The sequence below is a fragment of the Pseudomonas sp. FP215 genome (assembly GCF_030687795.1).
GTDB lineage: Bacteria > Pseudomonadota > Gammaproteobacteria > Pseudomonadales > Pseudomonadaceae > Aquipseudomonas > Aquipseudomonas salmasensis.
Genome location: NZ_CP117447.1, coordinates 5,902,514 through 5,925,543, shown reverse-complemented (window position 1 = coordinate 5,925,543; position 23,030 = coordinate 5,902,514). Strand labels below are relative to the sequence as shown.

The following is a 23,030-nucleotide window of genomic DNA, read 5'->3' as shown; positions in this document are numbered from 1 at the left end:
ACAAGGATTACTTTAAATGCCGAACCTGGCATCAGGTGGAGCTTCACCCAGCCAACGCGAACGCCTGTGGCAGATCGATTTCCTGGTGCGATTTCGTGGCCAGGTGACCCGACAGGACTTGGTTCGGCGCTTTGGCATAGCGCTGTCTAACGCCACGCGCGACTTCACCCTGTATCGCCAACTGGCACCGGACAATCTCGACTACGACCATAGCGACAAAGTCTATCGGCGTACCCCTGGCTTCCAGCCGTTGTTTACCTACGACCGTGAGCACACTCTTCAAACTCTGACCCTGGGGCAAGGGGTGGGCTTAGAAGCCTGCGCTCAGCCAATTCTGGTCGATGCTGCCCCCACACTGAATCAGCCAGATCTGGATGTCCTGGCAGTGGTATCGCGGACTATTTATGCTGGCAAGGCGCTATTGATCCGTTATTTGTCGATAAGCAGCGGCGAAACCACTCGCGAAATCGTACCGCATAGCCTGGTCAATACTGGCCTGCGCTGGCATGCGCGCGCCTACTGTAGGACGCATGCCCAGTTCAGGGATTTTGTGCTGACACGCATTACCTCGGCAGAGGAGGTCGGAGGTGTCATCGACACAGCGGTTGAGTCGCGGGCCCAGGATCAAGAGTGGAATCATGAGCTGGCGCTGGAGCTGATCCCGCATCCCCGCGCGACTTATGCTCGTGCAATCGAACTGGATTACGGGCTCGCTCCTGGTCAATCCATTCGAGTATCGGCGCGTGCCGCAATGGCCGGCTATCTGCTGCGCCGTTGGGGTGTTGATTGCAGCCCTCAAGCTGAACTGTCCCCAAACGAATATCAACTTGCTTTGCGCGACTTTGAAGAAGTGGCTGCCGTAGCCAACCTCTCCATCGCCCCCGGCTTTCCCACGGAGACAAGCTGCTGATGAGTTCTACCGAGGCCCAGCAAAAATTCGGCTTCAAGTTCGGCCGCAACGGTGCTCATTCCGCCCGCACTATGATGCTGGCAGAAATTACCGAGCTGTTTCATGGTCGCGGCGTTGAGACAATCTCCGCCCAATACCAGGAAGACATAGAGCTATTCAACGTCCTACATAAGCCGACCGAGAAGGCAAGAAAACTGACGTGGCGACATCTCATCGACCTTTATGGCATGGATATCACTATCCCGTTGTTTCGGACCTTTCGCCGTTTATGGGAAAGCGACGAATCGGCAAGACCCATGCTCGCTTGCCAAATGGCGCTGGCTCGGGACCCGCTGTTGCACCTGTCCCAGGAAAAGATCCTTTCGCTCGCGCCAGGTCAATGGCTGCCTCGTGAGGAAATGGAGCAGGCGCTGGACGAGCAATGTCCGGATCGCTACAGCAAAGCGATGCTCAAATCACTGGCACAAAACGTCAACGGCACTTGGACTAATGCGGGCTTTCTGAAAGGGCGCACTAAAAAGCACCGTTCCGAGCCAGAGGTGCGCCCGGTCAACGTGGTGTTTGCCTTGTTTCTCGCTTATCTGCAGGGAGCCACCGGCAACCGGCTGTTCACCAGCGAATGGACCCACCTGCTCAGTAGCCGCCAGGAGCGATTGCTGGAGTTGGCCCGTCAGGCGAGCTACAGCGGGATGATTAACTTCAAACACTCCAGTGAGGTGGTGGAAGTGACCTTCCCCGACTACCTAAGCAAGGAAGAGGAGTCTTGGTTGCATGAGTAACCGACTGAACCGCCTTATTAAGAGCTACGCCAGCCATATCAGCCTGCCCTGGATGAAAGGCTTGGCCGATGAGCAGCGGGTGTTGTTTGCCGTCTACCACAAGGAAGACGAGCTCAAGCTGCGTGCTCGCGTTGAAGAATTTCGACTGGTCACCGAAAGCGCAGGCCACCCCTGGCTGGAGCTGGATATTACCCGCCTATTTTCCGACTGGATGGCGAAGCAGAAATACCGCGAAGACTACTTTGAGGACCCAGATACCCTGGCTCCCAAGTACAAGACCTTTGTCCGCCAGTCGGTCGAAGAGCTAGCTGAGCGAATCAATAGCCAAGCTGATGACAAGACAGTTGTCGCGCTCATTGGCTGCGGCACCCTGTTTGGTTTTGCCTCCGTCTCCGACTTTGTTAAACAGCTGGCCGAGCATGTTCCAGGGAGATTGTTGGTGCTCTTCCCTGGAGAATACATCAATAACGGCTACCGCCTGCTGGATGCCCGCGACGGCTGGGGTTACCAGGCTACGGCTATCACCGCTGATAACTGAACTCAGTTGCATAAAGACACTAACGCACAGATTGGCGCAGTAGGCGCAAATGGAGTACGCCCAGGATGTTGAACCGCGAAATTTACCAGCTCGACCCCCAGCAGAACCGTCTGGAAAACAACGGCGTCGCCGAAGTAAAAGACGACCAGTCAGCCCAGGCACTCAAGACCCTGCGCTATGAGCTGCAGACTTTCGTCTGCGACGGTGAGTACCAAGCCGGTCTCGACAAGATTCTGTCAGCCTACCTGCGCAATTTGGGCAGCCAGCACGAACAGCCCGGTGTGTGGATCTCTGGCTTCTTCGGGTCGGGTAAATCGCACCTGGCTAAAATGCTCCGCGCGCTGTGGACTAACCAGCCGTTCAGCGATGGTGTCTCTGCCCGCGATATTGCCGACCTGCCGCAGGAGGTCAAAGACCACCTCAAAGAACTAAGCAACGCCGCAAACCGCCACGGCGGTCTGCATGCCGCCTCCGGTACGTTGGGCTCCGGCGCCAACAATAACGTGCGTCTGGCGCTGCTCAATATTGTGTTCAAGTCTGCCGGCCTGCCCGAGCAGTACCATCAAGCCCGCTTTGTGCTGTGGCTGAAAAAGCAAGGCATCTTTGATCAGGTTAAAGCCAAGGTTGAGGCCGAGGGCGACAGCTGGGGCGATGAGCTGGAAGACCTTTATGTCTCCCGCAGCATCGCGCGTGCATTGCTTGATATAGACAGTACCCTCGGCGGAGACGTCAAAGAGGTGCGTCAGCTGCTGCGCGAGCAGTACCCCAACCTCCAGGATGTAACCAACCAGCAGATGGTTGACGCCATCTATGATGCCTTAGCGGCGCAAGGCCAGTTTCCGCTCACTCTGGTGGTACTTGATGAGGTGCAACAATACGTCGGCTCTGATACCGACAAGGCGCATCAAGTCCAGGAGGTGGTAGAAACCTGCTGCAAGCACTCCATCTTCCAGAACAAGCTGCTTTTTGTTGCCACTGGCCAGAGCGCCCTGTCAGGCATGCCTAATCTGCAGCGTCTACTCGGTCGCTTCCAGATTCCAATTCAGTTATCCGATACTGATGTCGAGTCGGTGATCCGCAAGGTCATTCTGCAGAAAAAAGCCTCGGTCAAGCCGCAATTGGAGCAGGTGCTGAAATCTCACTTGGGCGAGATTTCACGTCAGCTGCGCGGCACCAAAATCGAGCACCACCAGGATGACGAAAAAGTCATGCTGGCCGATTACCCCCTGCTGCCGGTACGCCGCCGCTTCTGGGAGCGAGTGTTGCGTATCGTCGATACCACCGGCACCGTCTCGCAATTGCGTAACCAGCTGAAGGTCATCCACGAGGCCGCCCAGGCCACCGCCGACCTGCCGTTGGGCCATGTGGTGCCGGCTGACTTCATCTACAACCAGATCGCAGTAAACCTTCTGCAGACCGGCGTCATCTCTAAAGAAATCGCCGAAACCATTGGTCGCCTGTCCGCCGGCGATACTGACGAAAAGCTCAAGTCCCGCATTCTCGGACTGGTGCTGCTGATCGGCAAACTTCCCTCTGATCCAACAGCTGACTGCGGCGTGCGTGCCACCGCCGATATGCTTGCTGACCTGCTGATTGATGACCTCAATAACGGCAAAGACTCCATTCGTACCAGAGTGCCCAAACAGCTTCAGGCATTGTCTGACGAAGGGCTGGTTATGCCCATGCAAACCAGCATAGGTACAGAGTACCGCCTGCAAACTCAAGAGAGCGCCCAGTGGTACGACACCCTGCGCCAGGAAGAGGCCGACCTGCGCGGCAATATGCAGCGTATCGAAAATATCCGCGTAGACCTGTTGCATAAAGAACTGCGCCGCCAGGTAGCCCAGGTACGACTCACCCAGGGCAAGTGCAACGAACCGCGCCAGGTAATCCCTTGCTTCGATTCCGAGCTGCCCAAAGACACCAAAGAAAAAGTCTACGCCTGGGTGCAGGACGAGATCGGCTTAGGCATAACGGAAAAAAGCTTCCTTGCAGATGCTCGCAGTTGTCACTCCGGAGATCCGACTATTTTCGTATTTGTGCCGGGACGTAATCGCTCCGAGTTAACAAACGCCATCCTTGCTGAACACGCTGCTCAGGCCACCTTGGAAAAGCGCGGCATCCCCAATACCGATGCCGGCAAAGACGCCCGCAGCGCGATGGAAACCCGCTATCGTGATGCGCAAAAGCAGGTACAAGCGCTGCTCAGGGAAATCTTCGACGGTGTGCAAGTGCTACAAGCCGGTGGTAACGAGGTCGACGGCAACACGATTGCCGACCGGGTAGAAGCTGCTGCTAAAGCCTCGCTGATTCGCCTCTACCGCGACTTCGATGCAGCTGATCACCCCGGCTGGGGCAAAGTGTATGACCGTGCCAGCAAAGAGGGTGGGCAAAATGCCCTGGAAGCGCTGAGTTACAGCGGTGATGCCGAGCAGCAGCCCGTGTGCGCTGCCATCAAGCGCTATATCGGCGTGTCGAAAAAAGGTAACGAGATTCGTGAGCACTTTCTGGCCGCTCCCTACGGTTGGCCGCAGGATGCCATCGATGGAGGCCTCGCTATCCTGATGGCCACCGGCATTCTCATTGCGTACGACAATCGCAATAACCCGGTTACTGCCACAACTCTGGATCGCAAGCAGATCACCCAAACCAGTTTTAAACCGGAAAGAATCACCATCCGCCCGGTAGACTTGATCAAAATACGCGGTGTACTTAGCAGCAGCGGCATCGATTGCCAGCCCGGTGAAGAAGCTAGCAAACTGCCATTTCTAGCTGAAAAAGGACGCGAACTAGCCAAGCGAGCAGGGGGGGAAGCCCCGCTGCCTAAAACCCCCGACAGCCGTATTTTCGACGAGCTGGCGCGCCACTCTGGTAACGCACAACTCAAGCATGTGCTAGATGAGCAAGACTCCATCAAACAGGCGGTCAAGGACTGGGCCGACATTGCCCAACGCATCGAAGCGCGGCGCAGTGATTGGGCGCTGCTGAAAAACCTGCTCGACCTCAGTCGTGGTCTGTCTTTCCATGCCGCTATCCAGACTGAGGTAGATGCCATAGTCAGCCACCGGTCCTTGCTGGATGATCCCAATCCGGTATCCGGCCTGGTCCAGCAGCTGGTTAATAAGCTGCGCGATGCAATTCAGTTCCATGTGCAGGCCTATCAGGATCGGTATGCCGAATGCTTGGCTCAACTGCAAGCCGACAGCCACTGGCAGCAACTCAGCGAGCAGGAAAAAAACGACATCCTCGGCAAACGTAAACTGCTCACCTTGGCGCAACCGGTGCTTAACGACGCCGAGGCCATTATCGACAGTCTCAATGACGTCAGCCTGGAACAGTGGACTGACCGCACCGAATCGCTGGCCAGTAAATTCGATAGCGCGCGTATGGAAGCCGTGCAGCTGCTGCAACCCAAGCTGCAGCGCATCAACCTGCCGCGCAAAACCTTTGAGACGGAGTCCGACGTCGACACTTGGCTGGCTGAAGTCAAGCAACAGATTCTCGACAAACTCAACGATGGACCGGTGACTTTCTGATGACTCGACAGCCCCTCGATAAATCCCTACGCCGTGCGCTAGAAGCTACCGTTGTCAAAGCTCGCGACATCGCCGAGCAGGCTGCCACCCAGGCGGTTAAGCGTTTGAGTGTGGGTGATGCCAAACCAGCCGACTACCTGAGTGATGAGCAACGCAAACTGCGCACCCGCCTGCGTGCCCACGGCCGCCAGCTAGGTGACAGTAAAGAGGCTAACGGCCAGCAATCTGTCCGCAAGCTGGTCACCGAAGTGGCCTACGAGCATTGGCACCGGATGTTGTTTGCACGTTTTCTGGAGCAGAACAGCCTGCTTATGTACGACGAGCACACGTCGCTGACCTTGGCCGAATGTAATGAGCTGGTGCAAGACCCGGATGTAGCCCGTGACGAATTGGAACGTCGCTGCCAAAGCGGGTGGGAGCTAGCCGGGGTGCTGGCCTCGAAGATGCTGCCGCAGATCTTTCGCATTGATTCGCCGGTGTTCGAGTTGGAGCTTGCCCCAGAACATCAGCGCAGTCTGGAGCAGCTGGTGACTGGCCTGGACTTGGAAACCTTTCAGGCCCAGGACAGCCTGGGCTGGGTCTATCAGTTCTGGCAGAGCAAGCGCAAAGAAGAGGTGAACAAGTCCGAGGTCAAGATCGGTGCCGACGAACTCTCGCCGGTCACCCAGCTGTTCACCGAACCCTATATGGTCAGCTTTCTGCTGGATAACAGCCTGGGAGCCTGGTGGGCCGGCCAGAGCCTGAGCGATAGCGATTGGCAGCACGCCACTTGCGAACAGGAACTGCGCGACAAAGCCGCCATCCCTGGTGTGCCGCTGAGCTACCTGCGTTTCGTTAAAGATGAGACGACCCAGCAATGGCAACCTGCCTCCGGCACCTTCGATGCCTGGCCTAAACAGCTGAGTGAGCTGAAAACCCTCGATCCCTGCTGTGGCTCTGGCCATTTTCTGGTGGCTGCCTTCTTGATGCTGGTGCCCATGCGCATGCAGGCCGAGAACCTGACGGCGCTGCAGGCCATTGACCGGGTGTTAAGTGACAACCTTCATGGCTTGGAGCTGGACCAGCGCTGCGTGGAACTGGCTGCTTTTGCCGTGGCGCTGGAAGCCTGGCGTTACCCGCAGGCCGTTGGCTACCGCAGCCTGCCGGAGTTGCATCTGGCATGTAGCGGCCTGTCCATCGCCGCCGCACGCGACGAATGGAAAGAACTTAGCCGTAAAGCCGGCAAGCATAACCTGACCATTGCCTTGGACTGGATGTACCAGACCTTCCAGGATGCGCCGGTACTTGGCAGCCTGATCAATCCGCGTCGCAGCAAAGCCGCGCAAATCGCTCAATGGAGCGAGTTGCAGCAACTACTAGGCGAGGCGCTGACGCAGGAGCAAACCCAACAACACAATGAAGCGGAGACAGAGGTCTCTGCCCACAACAACCGCCTGGAAGCTGGCATCGTCGCCCAGGGTCTGGCCAAGGCCGCCGAGCTGCTAGCTAATCAGTACACCTGGGTGATCACCAACGTACCCTACCTGGCGCGAGGAAAACAGAACGACACCCTAAAGGACTTCTGCGAGGCCTATTACCCCGCCGGAAAAAACGATCTGGCTACGGTCTTCCTCGACCGATGCCTGGAGTTTTGTACCCAAGGTGGCACGGCCAGCATTGTCTTACCGCAGAACTGGCTATTCCTCACTACCTATAAAAAGTTCCGTGAGAAGCTGTTGCAGAATGATGGCTGGCATCTCATTGCACGGATGGGTGAAGGTGCATTTGAATCATCAGCTGCGGCAGGTGCTTTTGTTGCATTGATTACCCTTAGTCGGGGCAATGCAGCGTGCCAGTTTGCGGATCTACTGCACAGCGGTGATCAAGTGAACTGGATTCGTGGGGTGGATGTGTCTGAGCCGCGCACGGCGACGGAGAAAGCAGCGGGGTTGCTGACGGGTAGAGTGAAGAGTGTGGAGCAGGAGAGGCAGCTGGGGAATCCTGATGCGAGAATAACTTTTGAGTCTCAAGGATCAGGAAGCCTCCTTTTGGAGTATGCAGTTTGCCCGCGAGGTATCGTTTCTGGAGATGGTGACAAGTGGTCTAGATTTTTCTGGGAGGTGGAAATATCAAATCGGTGGCGCTTACTTGTAGGCACAACAGAAGCTACTGCTCATTTCTCAGGTCAACAAAAAGTTATTGATTGGGTGTCAGGCGGTGACGGCATGCTTCGTCCAGGTAGAGATAATGTTGCTCTTGGACGTAAGGGAGTAAGCGTGGGATTGATGCGCTCGCTGGATGCAACTCTTTACAACGGGGCCTTCTATGATCAAACGACTGCATCTATTACGCCTAAGAATCCGAAGCACGTCCCCGCGCTGTATGCATATGTGAGCTGTCAAACTTATTCTTTAAACATTCGCTCACTTGATCAGAAACTCAATGTAACTCCTGCAACACTTACTAAGGTTCCTTTCGACCTCGACCACTGGACCAAAGTCGCCAATGAGCAATACCCCAACGGCCTCCCTCAGGCCTACACCAACTATCCCGATCAATGGATTTTCCACGGCCATCCCTGCGGTTCGGTGATCTGGGACGAGCAGGCCAAGTGGACTGTTCACTGTGAGCTGCGAATCGATGAAAGCGTGCTGCAAGTCGCCGTCGCCCGCCTGCTCGGCTACCGATGGCCGGCGGAGCTGGATCCGGAGATGGAGCTGGCCGCAGAGCAGCGTGATTGGGTGCAGCGTTGCCAGGCGTTGGATGCCTATGTGGACGACGATGGCATTGTCTGTTTGCCCGCCGTGCGCGGTGAAAAGGCCGCCGACCAGCGCTTGGAAGCTCTGCTACAAGCCGCCTACGGCGACGCCTGGACCACGCCACTGAAAAATCGTCTGCTGGAAACCGTCGGCAGCAAGTCCCTGAGCCTCTGGCTGCGCGACAAGTTCTTCGAACAGCACTGCAAACTGTTCCAGCACCGGCCGTTTATCTGGCACATCTGGGACGGCCTCAACGATGGCTTTAGCGCCCTAGTCAATTACCAAAAACTCGACAAAGCTGGCCTCGAACGGCTGATCTACACCTACCTGGGTGACTGGATCCGCACCCAGCAAGCTGGCATGGCCAACGGTGAAGATGGTGCCCAAGAGCGCCTGCTCGCCGCTGAAGGCCTCAAGCGCGAACTCGAAGCCATCCTCGAAGGCGAGGCGCCCTACGACATCTTCGTACGCTGGAAGCCCTTGGCAGAGCAACCCATTGGCTGGACCCCCGATCTCAACGACGGCGTGCGCCTCAACATCCGCCCGTTCCTTTACGCCCGCGACGTTGGCAAAAAAGGTGCCGGCATCCTGCGTTGGGTACCCAATATCAAATGGGCCAAAGATCGCGGCAAAGACGTCGAGTCAGCCCCCTGGTACACCCTCGGTCTGCAATACGACGAAGGCGAAGGTGCGCGGATTAACGATCACCACCTGTCCTTGGCTGAAAAGCAGGCGGCAAGGAGCTAGCTCATGATCAAGTCCGTTTACAACTACCCGGTTTCCACCCTGCTCGATATCGAGAGCGGGGTGGTTTATGCCATCCCGCGCTACCAGCGTGAGTACACCTGGAGCCGGGCGCAGTGGGATGCGCTTTTCGAGGATCTGTTGGATAACGAACTGCATTATTTCCTCGGCTCGATCATCTGCATCAACCAATCGCAAGATGCCCTGTCGGTGCAAAGCCTAGAGCTGGTCGACGGGCAACAGCGCATGACCACGCTGTCTTTGCTATTGGCTGCGATTTATCAGAGTTACCGCACCCTGCCGAATCTGGGCATGGATCAGCAGATTGAGCTGCATAACCTTAAGCACAAGCTGGTACTGAAGAAAAAGCAGGATCAGCCACGCCTGATCCCTCAGGTGCAGAACAACAATCAACAGGACTACTTCGCGGTGCTCGGCCAGACCGGTATTTTGGACGATGTAGAGACTGTGCCGAATGCCGGCAATCGACGGGTGATGAAAGCCTTTCGGCATTTTATCAACCGCATCGAACTGTACCTGGAGCACAGCGCTGACCCCATCGCCAGTTTGCAGGCTCTGCTGGAGAAAGTGAACACCGCCACCCTGGTCAAGATTGAGGTCGCTGGACATTCCGATGCCTATACCCTGTTTGAGTCGCTGAACAATCGTGGTGTACCGCTGACGGCCATTGACCTGATCAAGAACAAGTTACTGGCAGTGCTGGAGTCAAAAGACCCTGGCAGCATCGACAAGCAGTACAACCGCTGGAAGAAGGTGATTGACGCTCTCGGCGATGACTATGCCCTGCAGGAGCGTTTTTTTCGCCAGTATTACAACGCGTTCAAACCCAATTTGAAGGACATCGTTTCAGTACCGGTGGCCACCAAGTCGAACCTGATGCAGGTGTATGAAAAGCTGATCGCCCATGATGCCGAGGGCTTTCTGCACGCAATGATTCGTCTGTCCAGCCGCTATGCCCAGATTGTTGGCTACCGTGCAGTGCCTGATCAGCCCAAGCTCTCCAACCTGCTGCTCTCGTTAGACCGCATTCAGGGTGCTGCCGCTTATTTGCTGCTGATGGTGCTGATGGAGCGGCAAACCGAGTTGGAGCTGCAGCATGAGCACCTGGAACAGGTTGTGGGCTTCTTGATTGCCTTCTTTGTTCGCCGCAACACGACCGACCTGCCGCCCACCCGTGATCTGACTCGTATTTTCATGGATGTGGCTGAGACGATCCGGGAGCTGCGCGCTGGTGATGTGGTCAATCATATTCAGCACAGGCTCAAAGCTGATAGCGCCAGTGATGAGCAGTTCGAGAAAAGCCTTAAAGGTCCTATCTACGAAGACAACAGGGCGGTCTGCCGCTTTGTGCTTTGTGCCCTTGAAGAAAGCCGCATGACCCGCGAAACCCAGGTCGATCTGTGGGCACTGAAAGGCAAACAGTACGTCTGGACCATCGAGCATATCTTCCCCCAGGGCGAAAACATCCCCAGCAGTTGGGTGCAGATGATTGCCGATGGCGATGCTGGCCTGGCCGAGCAACACCGCCAGACTTATGCCCATTGCTTGGGTAACCTGACTATCTCTGGCTACAACAGCGCACTGGGCAACAAGAGCTTTGAAGAGAAGAAGAGCCGCACCGATAGCCAAGGCCGCAAGGTGGGTTACAACAACGGCCTTTATCTGAACGAAGCACTGGCTACTGAGAGCAGCTGGACAATCGACAAGCTGAAAGCCAGAACCGGCCAAGTGGTTCAAGTGGTGCTGGAGAAGTATCCTCTGGCTATTACATCCCAATGACGGTGCCGGTGACGATATGAGCGCGATCCACAATCTTTCTATCAGTGGATTCAAATCCATCCGCAAGATGGAAAACCTGCACCTGTCGAACCTTAACGTTCTGATTGGTGCAAACGGTGCCGGCAAGAGCAACTTTGTCGCCTATTTCCGCATGCTCTCAGAGCTTGTGGAGGGGCGACTGCAGGTGTGGGCAAGCAAGCAAGGTGGCGCAGATAGGATCCTCAGCTACGGGGTCAAGGAAACCTCTGCGCTGACCACATCTATTCGTTTTGGTGCTAATGGCTACGACATTGTGTTGGAGCCGACGGTGGATGGCGGATTCACTTTCACGTCTGAAATGCTTTATTTCAATGGACCCTACCACGGCGTAACCCGCCCCAGGCTCGGGGCTGGACAGTCTGAGTCGAATCTCAAAAAGCAGATGGAACGCGGGACGTCTAAAAAAATCGCGACTTTTTGCTATGGAGCTATCTCAGGGTGGAAGGTATTCCACTTCCATGACACCAGTGATACGGCGGGCGTGAAGCGCCAGGGTGCTGTGCATGACAACGCGTTCTTGCGCATGGACGCCTCGAACCTGGCTGCTTTCCTTTTTCGGCTGCACAGCGAAGCACCTGATGTGTACAGCCAGATTCGCAAGACGGTTCGTCTGGCCGTGCCGTTCTTTGATGACTTTGTACTTAAGCCGACGACCTTGCCCACAGAGGAACAGCAGATTCGCTTGCTCTGGAAGCAGAACGACAGTGATTACGCACTCTGGCCAAGCCAGCTGTCGGATGGATCCATTCGCTTTATCTGTCTGGTGACCGCACTGCTCCAGCCTGATCCCCCCACAACCATCATTATTGATGAGCCCGAGCTGGGGTTACATCCCTATGCGATCACATTGCTTGGAGCGCTGATACGTTCGGCTGCTACGCGAACCCAGGTGATTGTTTCTACTCAATCTGTTCCCTTGCTCAACGAGTTTGAAATTGAAGACCTGATCGTTGTTGAGCGCGAAGAGGGAGGCTCGGTATTTAAGCGGCTGGCTGAGGCGGACTTCACCAGTTGGCTAGAGGATTACAGTATCGGCGAGCTCTGGGAGAAGAACGTCCTGGGCGGGAGGCCTTCGCGATGATCCGGGTGCACGTCATTTGTGAAGGGCAAACTGAGGAAATGTTTGTCAATGAACTACTGGCACCGGTCTTTTTTCCTAGGGGTGTTCAGTTAGTTCCAGCGCTCGTTGGCAAGCCAGGGCACAAGGGCGGCAATTTCAAGTTTGAACGCCTACAGGCTGATGTGAAAAATCGGTTGCTGGGTGATCGCACCGCTTATTGCACTACATTTTTTGACTATTACGGCCTACCGCAGGGTTTCCCAGGTAAGGAGACTCTGGTCGCTCAAGCGGACATACAGGACAAAGCTACAGCCGTACAGGATGCGATGGTAGCTGAGCTTACTCGTTTAATCGGGCAAGATCCGATGCGCCGGTTTATCCCATTTGTTCAGATGTACGAATTTGAGGCTTTGTTGTTTAGCGACCCCGTAGCCTTTGCCAACGGCGTCGACAGAGCCGCGCTGAGCAAGCCTCTCGGTGCAATCAGTGCGCAGTTCGAGAGCCCAGAGCACATCAACAACAGCCCTGTAACGGCCCCTAGCAAGCGGATCGAGGCATTGATGGCTGACTATCAAAAGCCATTGATGGGGACGCTGGCTGCATTGGAAGTTGGTTTGGACGTGATGCGCGCTAAATGCGCGCTGTTCAATGGCTGGTTGACGCGCATTGAGTCGTTGCCTGTGACCCAATGACGCCCTCTGAATCTAAGGAATTCCATGAAGCTGATTGACCTGCTGGCCGAGGAAGTTCGTGCCAGCGCTGCGTACAACTCGAACGTGCAAGCAGCCCCCAGCGTTATTCTCTGGACCGACAAACTACGCCAATGGGAGTCGGCGCTGCCTTTGCTGCAAGCGGCTATGCCAGAGTTGGTCGTGTTGGGCGACTACGCACCGCAGCTGAAAAAAGGTCCAGCTATCTGGGTCAAGTGCGTTGTGGAGCGAGCGCTATCTGAGGTTGAGTTGCCGAGCGATCGAACTCCGATTGTGTATCTCCCCGGCGTTGAGCGCCGTGATATGCGCGCCATTGCGGATTGCCCGGAGGCGCTTAAGCCCCTGGCTGAATTGCAGTATCGAGGCTGTTGGTGGATCTACAACAACTCTGGTCGGGATTGGGTGGTGAATGCATTTTTGGTCTCCAGTAACGGCGGTGTCGGGCTGGATGTGGCTAAAGATGAAAAGACTCAGCAGGCCATGTTAAGGGTGCTGAATGAGATTCTGGAAAGTGAGCGCGAAGAGCTGAGCAACCGGCGCCTGGAGGCAGCAGATTTCAATAAACTGGTCAGCAGTGACCCGGTACGAGACCTTCTCAGTTGGATGAACGACAGCAAGAGCTGCCGTGAACGCTGGGATGCGTCCCGTTGGCAGGCGCTGGCAGGCATCTGCGAAACCGAGTACCACTTCAGCCCTGAACAGGATGGTGAGCTAACGGCCGCCGAACTGCTGTGCCAGCGCCAGGGTATTTGGGACAGTGTGTGGCAGCGTTACACCGAGTCCTGCCAGCATTACCCGTATTTGCCACAACTCTTGCTCAAGGTTCAGCCTGATTTGGCCGCCAGCGGTGAAAGTTATCCGGCCATCAATGTTAGTGAAGAGCAATATCTGGAACAGATGCTGCAAAAGTTGCTAGAGCAGGGGGCAGCCCAGATTCGTCAGAGCTTGCAGGCACTGGAGCAACGGCATGCGCAGCGGCGTACCTGGATATGGTCTGAGCTCGGTCTGGCTCCAATGGCCGGCGTTCTTGAGCACCTGAGCCAAGTGGCTGAGAAAACCACCAAGGTGTTTGCTGGCGCTGATGCGGAAGAAATGGCCGCGCAGTATCGGGACCACTACTGGCAGGCCGATGATCAGATGCTCAAAGCCTTGGCTTTCGCCTTGTCAGCGAGCCAGCAAGTGCTTGTGCAGCAGATTCTCGCGCTGATCTACACGCCCTGGCTGGATGAGGTGACGTGTAATTTCCAAGGTGTGGTCAAATCCAAGGGCTATCCGGGCAGCAACCAGGTGAATGAAGCTACGGCTGAGTACGCCGTGGCAGGTGAAGTGGTGTTTTTCGTCGATGGCCTGCGTTACGACATCGCCCAACGCCTGAATCAGGCTCTGCAACGGTTGGGAGCAGTAAAGCTATCGGTAAACTGGGCGGCTTTGCCTTCAGTTACGGCAACCGCGAAAGCAGCGGTAACCCCTGTGCATAACCGTTTGACTGGCAGAACCACTGATCGTGACTTTGAGCCCAGCTTGCTAGACGATGATAAGGATTTCTCAGCTTATTACTTGAAGAAGTTTCTGCAGGAAAAAGGCTGGCAGTACTTGGAAGAGGGCGATTCAGGTGACCCAGCGTCCAATGCCTGGGTGCAAAGCGGCGATATCGATAAAGAAGGCCACGTAAAGGGTCTGAAGTTGGCGGCGCGTATTGATACCTTGCTGGCCGAGGTGGTGGAGCGGGTTGAAGAACTCTTATCTGCAGGGTGGCGCAAGATCCGTATTGTCACCGACCATGGCTGGATGCTGACCCCAGCACCTATGGTCAAGGTCGAATTGGCCAAGCATTTAACTGAAACCCGCTGGAGCCGTTGCGCTGTTATCAAGGACTCCGTGGACAGTGGTTATCAGCAGGTAGGTTGGTACTGGAATAGTTCGGTCAGCATTGCCATGGCTCCAGGTGCCTGTAGCTTCAAGGCGGGACAGCACTATGACCACGGTGGCCTGAGCTTGCAGGAATGCTTGACACCGGTGATAGAGGTACGCAGCACACAAGCTCCGGTTACTACCTCCGCGATCTCTGCAACACTTTCGGATCTGCGCTGGTTGGGGTTGACTTGCAAAGTGCAGGCCCAAACCAGTGCTGAAGGCGTACTGGCGGTACTCAGAACGCACCCGGCTGACCCGGATTCAGAGATCACCAAGCGCAAGCCGCTGAAAGAGGGCAAGTGCACACTGCTGGTGGATGATCAGTATGAGGGCACGTCTGCGGTACTGGTGCTACTGGATGGCCAGGGCAATGTACTGGCGAAAAAACCAACTCTGGTAGGAGACGAATAAGTGGAAATGGATACGCTGGACCGCAAGTCCGCGGAGGTCTTTGAGGGATACCTTGTTCGCAAAGATCTGGTGCGCACCTTTGCGCGTCAATTTCCGGTTCCGACCTATGTCGTCGAATTTATGCTGGGTAGATATTGCGCCTCGACAGATCCCGTTGAAATCGAGGAGGGATTGGAGATTGTTCAGCGACAGCTGTCCGATCGCACCGTGCGTGCTGGCGAGGAAGAGCTGTTCAAGGCACGAGCCTATAAAACCGGCTCGGCCAAACTGATCGATATTGTCAGCGTGCGTTTTGTGGAAAAGGAAGGTGGCTACCTTGCTTCCCTACCCAGCTTGAATCTCAGCCGGGTTCGCATCCCTGACAAAATTGTGGACGATAACGAGCGTCTGCTGACCGGCGGCTTTTATGCTGAGGTGACGCTGACGTACGACAGTGTCATTGCTGAAGAGAAAGGGAACGCTTTTGGTATTGCCGAGTTACGTCCAATCCAAATGTCCAAGCGCAATGTGTTGGATGTCATGGCTGAAGCCCGAACCCAATTCAGTAGCGAAGAGTGGCGGGATTTTCTGGTCCGCTCGATTGGCTTGGAATCCAATGAGCTTTCACCGCGCGCTAAAGACGCCATTCTGTTGCGCATGGTGCCGTTCGTGGAACGTAACTACAACATGGTTGAGCTCGGGCCGCGTGGCACAGGTAAGAGCCATCTGTTTCAGCAAATTTCGCCCTACGCGCATTTGATTTCAGGCGGCAAGGCGACCATCGCCAAGATGTTCGTCAACAACGCTAGTGGGCAGCGCGGCCTGGTATGCCAGTACGATGTGGTTTGCTTTGATGAGGTCAGCGGGATCTCCTTCGATACTAAGGAAGGGATCAACATCATGAAGGGCTACATGGAGTCCGGCGAGTTCAGCCGTGGGAAGGAAAGCATTCGAGCCGATGGCTCCATGGTGTTTGTCGGAAACTTCGATGTGGATGTTGAACACCAGCAGCGCGTAGGCCATCTGTTTGGCCCACTTCCGGCAGAAATGCGTGATGACACCGCCTGGATGGACCGTATCCATTGTTATCTACCTGGCTGGGATGTACCCAAAATGAACAAGCAACTGACCACTGACCACTTTGGCCTGGTCAGTGACTTCTTCTCTGAGTGTATGAGCCGTCTGCGCTTCCAGAGCCGCGTGTCTGCTATGCAGAATCGTGTTCACCTAGGCGGAGCACTCAGTGGCCGCGATACCAATGCGGTCAATAAAACCGTCTCAGGCTTGCTCAAACTGATGTATCCAGGCCAAGACATGATTGTGTCCGACGAAGATTTGGAATGGGCCACCCGTCTGGGGCTCGAGGTACGGCGCCGGGTCAAGGAACAGCAAAAACGAGTCGGAGCGGCGGAGTTTCGTAACACCCACTTCAGCTACTTCATTGGTGACGACGGGGTCGAGAAGTTCGTGGCTACGCCCGAGCTGCGCGCCGACAACGAAATCGGTGATGACCCTCTGGAGCCAGGCCAGATCTGGACCATCAGCGAAGGTGGAGCGGATATCGACGATAACGCTGGCCTGTATCGCATTGAGGTGAATGAAGGCCCGGGCTCTGGGGTGCGTATCCTCAATAGTCCGGCACCCGCGGCCTTCAAGGAGTCGCTCCGCTATGCCGAGCAGAACCTGTATTCCAGAGCCACTCAGCTCATCGGGGACCGCGACCCACGCGCCCATGAGTTCTCCGTGCAGCTCAAAGCCTTCGATGCCGCCAAACGCGGTTCCAAACTGGGCATGGCCGCGCTGATTGCTATGTGCAGCAGCTTGCTGAAAAAGTCGGTGAAGGGCGGAGTGATTGTCGTCGGCGAGATAAACCTGGGCGGTTCGATCGAGCCGATCAGCAGCGCAGTGAACATTGCCGAGCTGGCGGTAGAAAAGGGCGCCAGCGTGCTGCTCATGCCTGTCACAGCCAGACGCCAGCTGTATGACCTGTCTGATGACATGGCGACCAAGATCGACATCCAGTTCTACCAGGATGCGCGGGATGCGTTATTGAAGGCGATTGTGGAGTAGGGGTTATAGAAATCAATCGCCTACTTTTGGGCAAATTATTGAGAATAAAATCAAAGAGTCGACCTTGCCCGCAGGGCAGGCCTGCGGTCTGAAGTTGCAGTAGACGGGTGAAAAAAAGAAGGTGGTCCACCAACCAACGTCAGTCGCCCGCTGGCGACTGACGTTGGTTGGTGCCCACGATTAGTCAGATTTTTTGTCTGAAGCGTTCCGTAGCCGGCTGAAGATCCAGCCGCTGAGTACTACTGCAATCAGCAGCGGCGGAAAGCGCACCATGAGGATCAATAGCAGTAGCGCTGCCATGCAGCCGGCTAGGATGCCGGCATATATGAACACGGCAGCAAAGATCCGTAGCAGTTTCTTCATACTCACTTCCTTACAGGTAACCCTGTTCAGCCAGCGATGCACAGCCGTCACTGCCAACGATGATGTGGTCCAGCGTTCTCACCCCTATCAGATTCAGCGCCTCTCTGAGCGTGCAGGTCAGTGAGCGATCAGCCTGGCTGGGCTCGGGGTCACCGGATGGGTGGTTGTGCACCAAGATCACAGCTGCGGCATTGTGCTCTAGGGCGATCTTGACCACTTCCCGCGGGTACACGCTGGCACCATCCAGAGTGCCTCTAAATAGCTCCCGAAAGCTGATTACTCGGTGTTTAGTATCGAGCAACAGCAAAGCAAAGACTTCGTGCTCGTGATACTGCAGCAGTGTTTGCAGGTGGCTGAATACCTGCTTCGGATCAGTCAGCGCCCTGCCTTTAGATAGACGACTCATCGCCAGTTGCTGAGCCATCCGCAGGATGTCGGCCTCGGTGACCGGTGATTCCATGACGTAGGTGCCGGTCGTCTCACCTGCTTTGAGCTTGTGATATTTCATGCGGGTAGTCCTGTACGAATGTGGGAGAACGCTGGGGCGTTTGAGAGGGTCGTTACTGGGCCGAGGCCCTGCTGTTCTGTCTCGTGGCTTGCGACTCCAGCTTTTGGGTCAGTGAGGGTTTGGCAGGTGCTGTCCGCTGGGCTTGGGGCTCTACAGGGCTAGACTGATCTTCAATGGTGGGGAAGAACTCTTCGACGATGGCACTGGTATCCTCTTGACTGTCTTCGAAGGCCCCATTGCTAAATCCCTGAAGGGCCGCGTGGTCCAAGGCGCTTTGGTCAAAGCCCGCAGCTTGACGGGTCTCCTCCCGTTGTTTGGCCTCCAACAAGGCGTCTTCCAGGCCTAGTCCGCTTCGTACTGTGATGTCCACGTAGAAGATCGGTGTACCGTGGCTCTGCCGCGTGGACTTCCCGCGCAGACGCAGCTCCAGCGGCAGGCAGGCCAGGCGGTTGCCGGAGATGGCACTGAAGTACTGCAGTCGTGCCGCCAGGGTGCGGATGCTGTTGAAACCGGTGGTTCGAAACACAAAGCTGCCCAGCGGATCATCGTCGCCGATCACCACGTTCAGTCGTCCGTAGGGCTTGCAGGCATTGCCTTGGGCCAGTGAGCAGCCATCTGGTGAAGGGCAGGGCAGCGACTGGATACCGTCCTTAGTCAAGCGCTTGCAGGTCTCGCCATTGCCGACGCACAGCGGTCGGCCGGTGGTGCGGTCGAACAAGCTGTAGTCCGCGCGAAAGTTCAGGTCCGGCTCGTTGAACAGCAAACGGATCGGAATGCTGCGCAGCTTGCCATCCTGGCCCTTGCGCAGCTCCTCATTGAGGGGGTGTAGCAGCCAGCCGTCACGACTTTGGACCTGCGAGGTAAGGGTGAACTGATCGTCTTTTTCCGGCAGGCGTTTGCCGTTTTTCTCCACGATCTTGCCGATGGAAATTCGCCCGAGTACCGGCGGGGTGATAGCCAGACCTTTGAGCATGGTGGTTCTCCTGCAAACGAAAAAAGGCCAGCCACGCAGCGCTAACTGCATGGGCTGGCCAAGGGGAGGGAATGGTTGAGCGGTTTGGGAGTTAGCCGACCAGGAAGCGTCGGCTGCCTTCCTTGAGCTTGATGTAGCGAACCTGCAGGTAGGGCTTATCCTTCAGCATGCGTTCTACATCGAGCACGTTGCTGTCCTTGGATTTCTTCCAGCTGATAAAGCCATGGCTGAACTCCGCGCGGGTGGCGTCACCCATGGCCTGTTGCAGCATCTGCTTGAGCTGGGCTTCGCGCGTTTCCTTCTCGCTGATGGATTGGCGCACTGCCTTGAGTTCCAGGTAGGCTGCTGCTAAACCGGCACGGCCACTGAAATCAACGGTCTGGCCGTTGTCCTCCGGATAGAGCGCGCGCAGTGCCATTTCAGCCGAGGCTGAGCCATCAGCAGGCGGTGGGGTGTCGGTCTCGACGTAGTGCCAAAATTTGCGCTCCAGCTCGATCAGGCGAGCGATCATCTGCTCGTCCCGTTCGATGCGGTGGATCTTCAGCGTCTGGCCGCCCAGTAATACCGCCACATCTGCCGCCTGCTTGCCGGTGACGGCGAGCTGGTGCATCACTTGCAGTTCTACGTACTCAGGCACGCCCTCTTTCCAGAGGCGTGCGCCGTTTATGCCGGCTGTCTTGCATTCGAGGATTTGCACATCGTCAGTACCGATCACCTCGCGGTCGATGTTGGCCAGCATCCATGGCAGCTCAGGATCAGGATGCTGCAGTACGGCGTTGATGCGCCGAACCTTGTTCTTCGTGCGTTTGCTGTAATGCCAGGCCACGACTGGTTCGAGGACATTGCCCCAGTACATCGGGCTTTCCTCGTCCTGAGGATCGGCCTTGGGCAACGCGGTGTCGCGACCGGTTTTCTCCAGCCACAGCTCCAATTGCGATTTATAGGGGTTCAGCCCCACAGCAGCGGCGGCATCCGAACTCCCGATGCCCTGTTTGCGGATTTGCAGCCAGTCCTCGCGCGGTAGTTCCTTGGTGCTGACCAGGCGCAAGGCAGGGCGGGCTTTGCGGGTATGGCTATTCAATGACGTTGCTTTCATCGTGTTCACCTGCTGACATAAAAACGCCCGACCAGCACGAAGCTGACCGAGCGCGGTGGGTAATGTGCGGTGTGATTAGGCGGCAAGACGCAGAGCGGCATCCAGGGCGCGTTGTTTGATCTGCGCACCCTGGCCGAACCAGGCCGAGTCCATGCGGTACTCGTTGCTGCGGGCACGACGCTCGTGATCGACGTACTCGGTAACGGCATTGAGCAAGCCCCAAGCGGTACCGCGTGCCGAGTCCAACTGACTGCCTCGGCCACGGCCCTCGTACAGCTCCTGGACCTTGCGCAGGGCGCGTTCGTTGGGTAGCTGTTCCGGTAGTTGATTGCTCGGATTGACCTCGCACAGCACGTTCATGAAGAAACCCAGGGCTTCATGCCATTGCACCTTGCGTTCGGCAAGATGGCGCATGCGGTACATAAACTCGTCCCAACCGGAGACGGCTATGCCGAGTTGCTTCTTCACTGCCTTCGGATCGAAGCGGGTGTTGTGTGGAACTTTGATGGCTCGGTTGGTACCGTCCAGGGCAATGGTCAGGGTGTTATTGCACACCACCCGGACCGTGGTAGGCGTTGCCGTGGTGGCCAGGGTGCCGTCGCAAGAGGTGGCCAGCAGCAGGTAGCCGTTGACCTGGTCGTTACCCTTGAGCGTTGCTCCTTGCCCGGTACGCGCCAGCGCCCAGAACTTGCGCCCGCTCTTGAGCACGCCGGCCGTTTCCAGCTCGTAGCCGGAGACCTCGGTGAGGTCACGATAAAACTCCAAGACTTCCCGAGGCTGCACGGTGTGGTAGCGCTGGGAAACCACCGACAGCGGTGCTTTGGTGTCCGAGCGGAAGAGCACCTTCTGCTCGGGGAAGGAATGGATCGCGCCCAGGTGGCCGACGGTCTCTGATTTGAAGTGAACCGGGCTTTCCTGGATCTCCCAGTCCATGCCGGCTTCGCGTTGCCAAACTTCGATGGGTTGCTTCTGAGTGAGCTGATTGCCCAGGCCATGCCAGGGAGTTTCGCCAGCATAGGCCATAGTTTCGACGAGATGAGCCATGGTTGTAATTCCTTTAGGTGCAAGCCGGCATAAAGCGCCACGCAGAGCGCAGCACCGTCCGGACGTAATAGATAGAAGGGGAAGGACCTAATCAGGTAGGGAGGTTGAAGCGGTGGCCGCAGAGCAGGCAGAGGTTGTGGGCCAGAATATGGCGATCGAGCGACTCACCCAGTTGGGCGCCGAGTGCACAGCCACCGACGCCGCCGGCTAATCCGCCGAGAATGGCCCCAGAAACTGAGCCGAGCGTGATACCGAAAGGCCCGGCGATAGAGCCAATAAGCGCACCAGCTTGACCGCCAGCCAATGCAGCGCTGACGCCACGCGCAGCACCACCCACGGTGCCGATGGCCGCGCCGACTTTCATGGCGTGATGGAAAGAAGCGACTTTGGGGGAGTGACAGCGAGGACACTGCAATGACATGGGATGAATCTCCTTGGGGGGGATGTCATTGCAGTAATATGTGGCTGAGATTTTTTTGAATCGGAATTGGTGTAGAACATGCTCTGAGGAGTGTCGGGGATGCAGCAGTTGGCGGCAAATGGTGGGCTCTCGTTGCTTTGCCTTCCTAAAGGCAAAGCATTCGCGCATATTCAAACGCGCGTGAATGCCTTCAACTCAGTGTAAGCAGCGAGCGAAATCACTTGGTTTGTCATCGCGGAATTGGAATGTGGTCTGCATAAACAACAACCGGATAACAAGCATCACGCTAAGAACAGCGAGGGCAATACCGCTCGAAATCTGGCCATTCTTTCTGGCTATCACGAAATAGCGGAGCAGTTGTTGATTCGGGAAATTGACAACTACATAAGCGCTTGGCGTACTTGGCACGAAATGTCGACCGGACGGTCATGGATGTCACCGAGTCGAAACGCCTGGCAGACAGTGATCGACTCGGGAGAAGCTTGAGGGTCAGTCATTCATGAGCCAAGGTCGCAGCTCCTTAAGGTTGGTGGCCACGATTTGCTGTGCCTCGGGGTTAGTGGCCTGGTTTCTCGGGTCGATCTGATAGCGTTGCAATACATACTTCACCAGCGCCCTGCGACTGGGTACCACTAACTGGCCATCAACCATGCCAAAATCGGTTTCGATGATTGCCTTCTGCGCCGCGTTCAATCGTCCATCGGCGGAAAATATCACCGGTATCTCAGTGTTCCAGTCTTCATCCAGCTCACGAGTGTTTGGCGATTCGTCGAGCAAATCCGGCTCGCCCCGTAGACGGCTGAGCACAAAGTCGCGGTACTGGCCGTTCTTCTCGCAGTAAGCCCGCACATGCCAGCGCATACCGGTGTAGACCAGTGTGTGAGGGGCGATAAGGCGAATTTCCACGTTTGGAGTGTTGAGTGACACATACTCGGTTTCCAGACGCAGGCCATCGCGACAGGCCTTGAGCAATGGGCGCAAAACCTCCGGGCGAATCGGGCGATCCGGGACTTCAAGTACCTTGGTGTGGGCGTAGGCTAGGGCAAGTCCATCGATGTGTGGGGCGCGTTCGTTGTTCTGGTAAAGCAGGTGCAAATAAGCGCTGGCGCTGTCGTCGATGAACTTGGGCTTGAATTGCTTGGTGGGCACGTAACCTTTGAGCTGCTTGTCATATGCCAGGTTTTTTGACGCATGCTCGGTGATGTAGGTATTGATGTCTTTGGAAGCCTGCTGCCGGCTGATGCCGAAACTCTGGATCAAGTGCCCCGTGGTCAGGCGGCCTTCCCACCAGGCGACGGTCTCGATCAGCCTGTAGCGCAGTGCCAGGTCCCAACGTACCTGTTCAACGGATTGCTTGCGTTTCATTGCCCTTCCCTGTGTACGATTGCGTGGATCGC

17 protein-coding genes are annotated in these 23,030 nt (G+C 56.3%); 10 read left to right on the top strand and 7 right to left on the bottom strand.

The window, feature by feature from the left end; translation table 11 throughout:
* Positions 1-16: 16 nt before the first annotated feature.
* From PSH76_RS26815 to brxL, 10 genes are all read left to right on the top strand, one after another.
* Positions 17-910, top strand: coding sequence for a WYL domain-containing protein (locus PSH76_RS26815; RefSeq protein WP_047283138.1), 894 nt, complete (start codon positions 17-19; stop codon positions 908-910).
* On the top strand, positions 910-1,689 hold the full coding sequence (locus PSH76_RS26810; RefSeq protein ID WP_305493206.1) for a hypothetical protein: 780 nt from the start codon (positions 910-912) through the stop codon (positions 1,687-1,689). Before PSH76_RS26815 ends, PSH76_RS26810 begins: the two co-directional genes overlap by 1 nt.
* Positions 1,682-2,227: a BREX protein BrxB domain-containing protein gene (locus PSH76_RS26805; RefSeq protein WP_229999485.1), complete on the top strand. Its 546-nt coding sequence runs from the start codon at positions 1,682-1,684 to the stop codon at positions 2,225-2,227. The genes PSH76_RS26810 and PSH76_RS26805 overlap by 8 nt, the downstream gene beginning before the upstream one ends.
* 65 nt (positions 2,228-2,292) lie before the next feature.
* Entirely contained in the window at positions 2,293-5,763 is a 3,471-nt protein-coding gene (brxC, locus tag PSH76_RS26800; RefSeq protein ID WP_305493205.1) for a BREX system P-loop protein BrxC, read from the top strand.
* Positions 5,763-9,248: an N-6 DNA methylase gene (locus PSH76_RS26795; protein ID WP_305493204.1), complete on the top strand. Its 3,486-nt coding sequence runs from the start codon at positions 5,763-5,765 to the stop codon at positions 9,246-9,248. The genes brxC and PSH76_RS26795 overlap by 1 nt, the downstream gene beginning before the upstream one ends.
* Before the next feature lie 3 nt (positions 9,249-9,251).
* Positions 9,252-11,045, top strand: a complete 1,794-nt coding sequence (locus PSH76_RS26790) for a DUF262 domain-containing protein (protein WP_305493203.1) — start codon at positions 9,252-9,254, stop codon at positions 11,043-11,045.
* A 16-nt stretch (positions 11,046-11,061) separates the two neighbouring features.
* Positions 11,062-12,165, top strand: coding sequence for an AAA family ATPase (locus PSH76_RS26785; RefSeq protein ID WP_305493202.1), 1,104 nt, complete (start codon positions 11,062-11,064; stop codon positions 12,163-12,165).
* Entirely contained in the window at positions 12,162-12,836 is a 675-nt protein-coding gene (locus PSH76_RS26780) for a DUF4276 family protein (RefSeq protein ID WP_305493201.1), read from the top strand. Before PSH76_RS26785 ends, PSH76_RS26780 begins: the two co-directional genes overlap by 4 nt.
* A 24-nt stretch (positions 12,837-12,860) precedes the next feature.
* The gene (pglZ, locus tag PSH76_RS26775; protein ID WP_305493200.1) at positions 12,861-15,179 is read left to right on the top strand and encodes a BREX-1 system phosphatase PglZ type B; all 2,319 of its coding nucleotides are present in this window, start codon (positions 12,861-12,863) and stop codon (positions 15,177-15,179) included.
* A gap of 6 nt (positions 15,180-15,185) precedes the next feature.
* A complete protein-coding gene (gene brxL, locus PSH76_RS26770; protein WP_305494494.1) occupies positions 15,186-17,228 on the top strand; it encodes a protease Lon-related BREX system protein BrxL in 2,043 nt (680 codons plus the stop codon).
* Between the two features lie 180 nt (positions 17,229-17,408).
* On the opposite strand, the gene PSH76_RS26765 is transcribed toward brxL, so the two are convergent.
* From PSH76_RS26765 to PSH76_RS26735, 7 genes are all read right to left on the bottom strand, one after another.
* The gene (locus PSH76_RS26765) at positions 17,409-17,591 is read right to left on the bottom strand and encodes a hypothetical protein (protein WP_305493199.1); all 183 of its coding nucleotides are present in this window, start codon (positions 17,589-17,591) and stop codon (positions 17,409-17,411) included.
* Between the two features lie 10 nt (positions 17,592-17,601).
* Positions 17,602-18,099, bottom strand: coding sequence for a DNA repair protein RadC (radC, locus tag PSH76_RS26760; RefSeq protein ID WP_094987833.1), 498 nt, complete (start codon positions 18,097-18,099; stop codon positions 17,602-17,604).
* Positions 18,100-18,151: 52 nt separating this feature from the next.
* Positions 18,152-19,072 (bottom strand): hydrolase or metal-binding protein, encoded by a 921-nt coding sequence (locus tag PSH76_RS26755; protein WP_094987834.1) that lies wholly within the window; start codon positions 19,070-19,072, stop codon positions 18,152-18,154.
* A 91-nt stretch (positions 19,073-19,163) separates the two neighbouring features.
* Positions 19,164-20,168 (bottom strand): YqaJ viral recombinase family protein, encoded by a 1,005-nt coding sequence (locus PSH76_RS26750; protein WP_094987835.1) that lies wholly within the window; start codon positions 20,166-20,168, stop codon positions 19,164-19,166.
* A gap of 75 nt (positions 20,169-20,243) precedes the next feature.
* Positions 20,244-21,212: a DUF932 domain-containing protein gene (locus PSH76_RS26745; RefSeq protein ID WP_305493198.1), complete on the bottom strand. Its 969-nt coding sequence runs from the start codon at positions 21,210-21,212 to the stop codon at positions 20,244-20,246.
* 91 nt (positions 21,213-21,303) lie between these two features.
* The gene (locus PSH76_RS26740) at positions 21,304-21,633 is read right to left on the bottom strand and encodes a hypothetical protein (RefSeq protein WP_094987837.1); all 330 of its coding nucleotides are present in this window, start codon (positions 21,631-21,633) and stop codon (positions 21,304-21,306) included.
* A 489-nt stretch (positions 21,634-22,122) separates the two neighbouring features.
* Positions 22,123-22,998: a WYL domain-containing protein gene (locus tag PSH76_RS26735; protein WP_094987838.1), complete on the bottom strand. Its 876-nt coding sequence runs from the start codon at positions 22,996-22,998 to the stop codon at positions 22,123-22,125.
* Positions 22,999-23,030: the final 32 nt, after the last annotated feature.

Bases quoted from the DNA above. Each gene is read 5' to 3' on its own strand.
- pglZ (WP_305493200.1), top strand. From the start codon at position 12,861: ATGAAGCTGATTGACCTGCTGGCCGAGGAAGTTCGTGCCAGCGCTGCG.
- radC (WP_094987833.1), bottom strand. From the start codon at position 18,099: ATGAAATATCACAAGCTCAAAGCAGGTGAGACGACCGGCACCTACGTC.
- brxC (WP_305493205.1), top strand. From the start codon at position 2,293: ATGTTGAACCGCGAAATTTACCAGCTCGACCCCCAGCAGAACCGTCTG.
- PSH76_RS26805 (WP_229999485.1), top strand. From the start codon at position 1,682: ATGAGTAACCGACTGAACCGCCTTATTAAGAGCTACGCCAGCCATATC.
- PSH76_RS26750 (WP_094987835.1), bottom strand. From the start codon at position 20,168: ATGAAAGCAACGTCATTGAATAGCCATACCCGCAAAGCCCGCCCTGCC.
- PSH76_RS26765 (WP_305493199.1), bottom strand. From the start codon at position 17,591: ATGAAGAAACTGCTACGGATCTTTGCTGCCGTGTTCATATATGCCGGC.
- PSH76_RS26815 (WP_047283138.1), top strand. From the start codon at position 17: ATGCCGAACCTGGCATCAGGTGGAGCTTCACCCAGCCAACGCGAACGC.
- PSH76_RS26795 (WP_305493204.1), top strand. From the start codon at position 5,763: ATGACTCGACAGCCCCTCGATAAATCCCTACGCCGTGCGCTAGAAGCT.
- PSH76_RS26745 (WP_305493198.1), bottom strand. From the start codon at position 21,212: ATGGCTCATCTCGTCGAAACTATGGCCTATGCTGGCGAAACTCCCTGG.
- brxL (WP_305494494.1), top strand. From the start codon at position 15,186: ATGGATACGCTGGACCGCAAGTCCGCGGAGGTCTTTGAGGGATACCTT.
- PSH76_RS26740 (WP_094987837.1), bottom strand. From the start codon at position 21,633: ATGTCATTGCAGTGTCCTCGCTGTCACTCCCCCAAAGTCGCTTCTTTC.
- PSH76_RS26785 (WP_305493202.1), top strand. From the start codon at position 11,062: ATGAGCGCGATCCACAATCTTTCTATCAGTGGATTCAAATCCATCCGC.
- PSH76_RS26810 (WP_305493206.1), top strand. From the start codon at position 910: ATGAGTTCTACCGAGGCCCAGCAAAAATTCGGCTTCAAGTTCGGCCGC.
- PSH76_RS26755 (WP_094987834.1), bottom strand. From the start codon at position 19,072: ATGCTCAAAGGTCTGGCTATCACCCCGCCGGTACTCGGGCGAATTTCC.
- PSH76_RS26735 (WP_094987838.1), bottom strand. From the start codon at position 22,998: ATGAAACGCAAGCAATCCGTTGAACAGGTACGTTGGGACCTGGCACTG.
- PSH76_RS26780 (WP_305493201.1), top strand. From the start codon at position 12,162: ATGATCCGGGTGCACGTCATTTGTGAAGGGCAAACTGAGGAAATGTTT.
- PSH76_RS26790 (WP_305493203.1), top strand. From the start codon at position 9,252: ATGATCAAGTCCGTTTACAACTACCCGGTTTCCACCCTGCTCGATATC.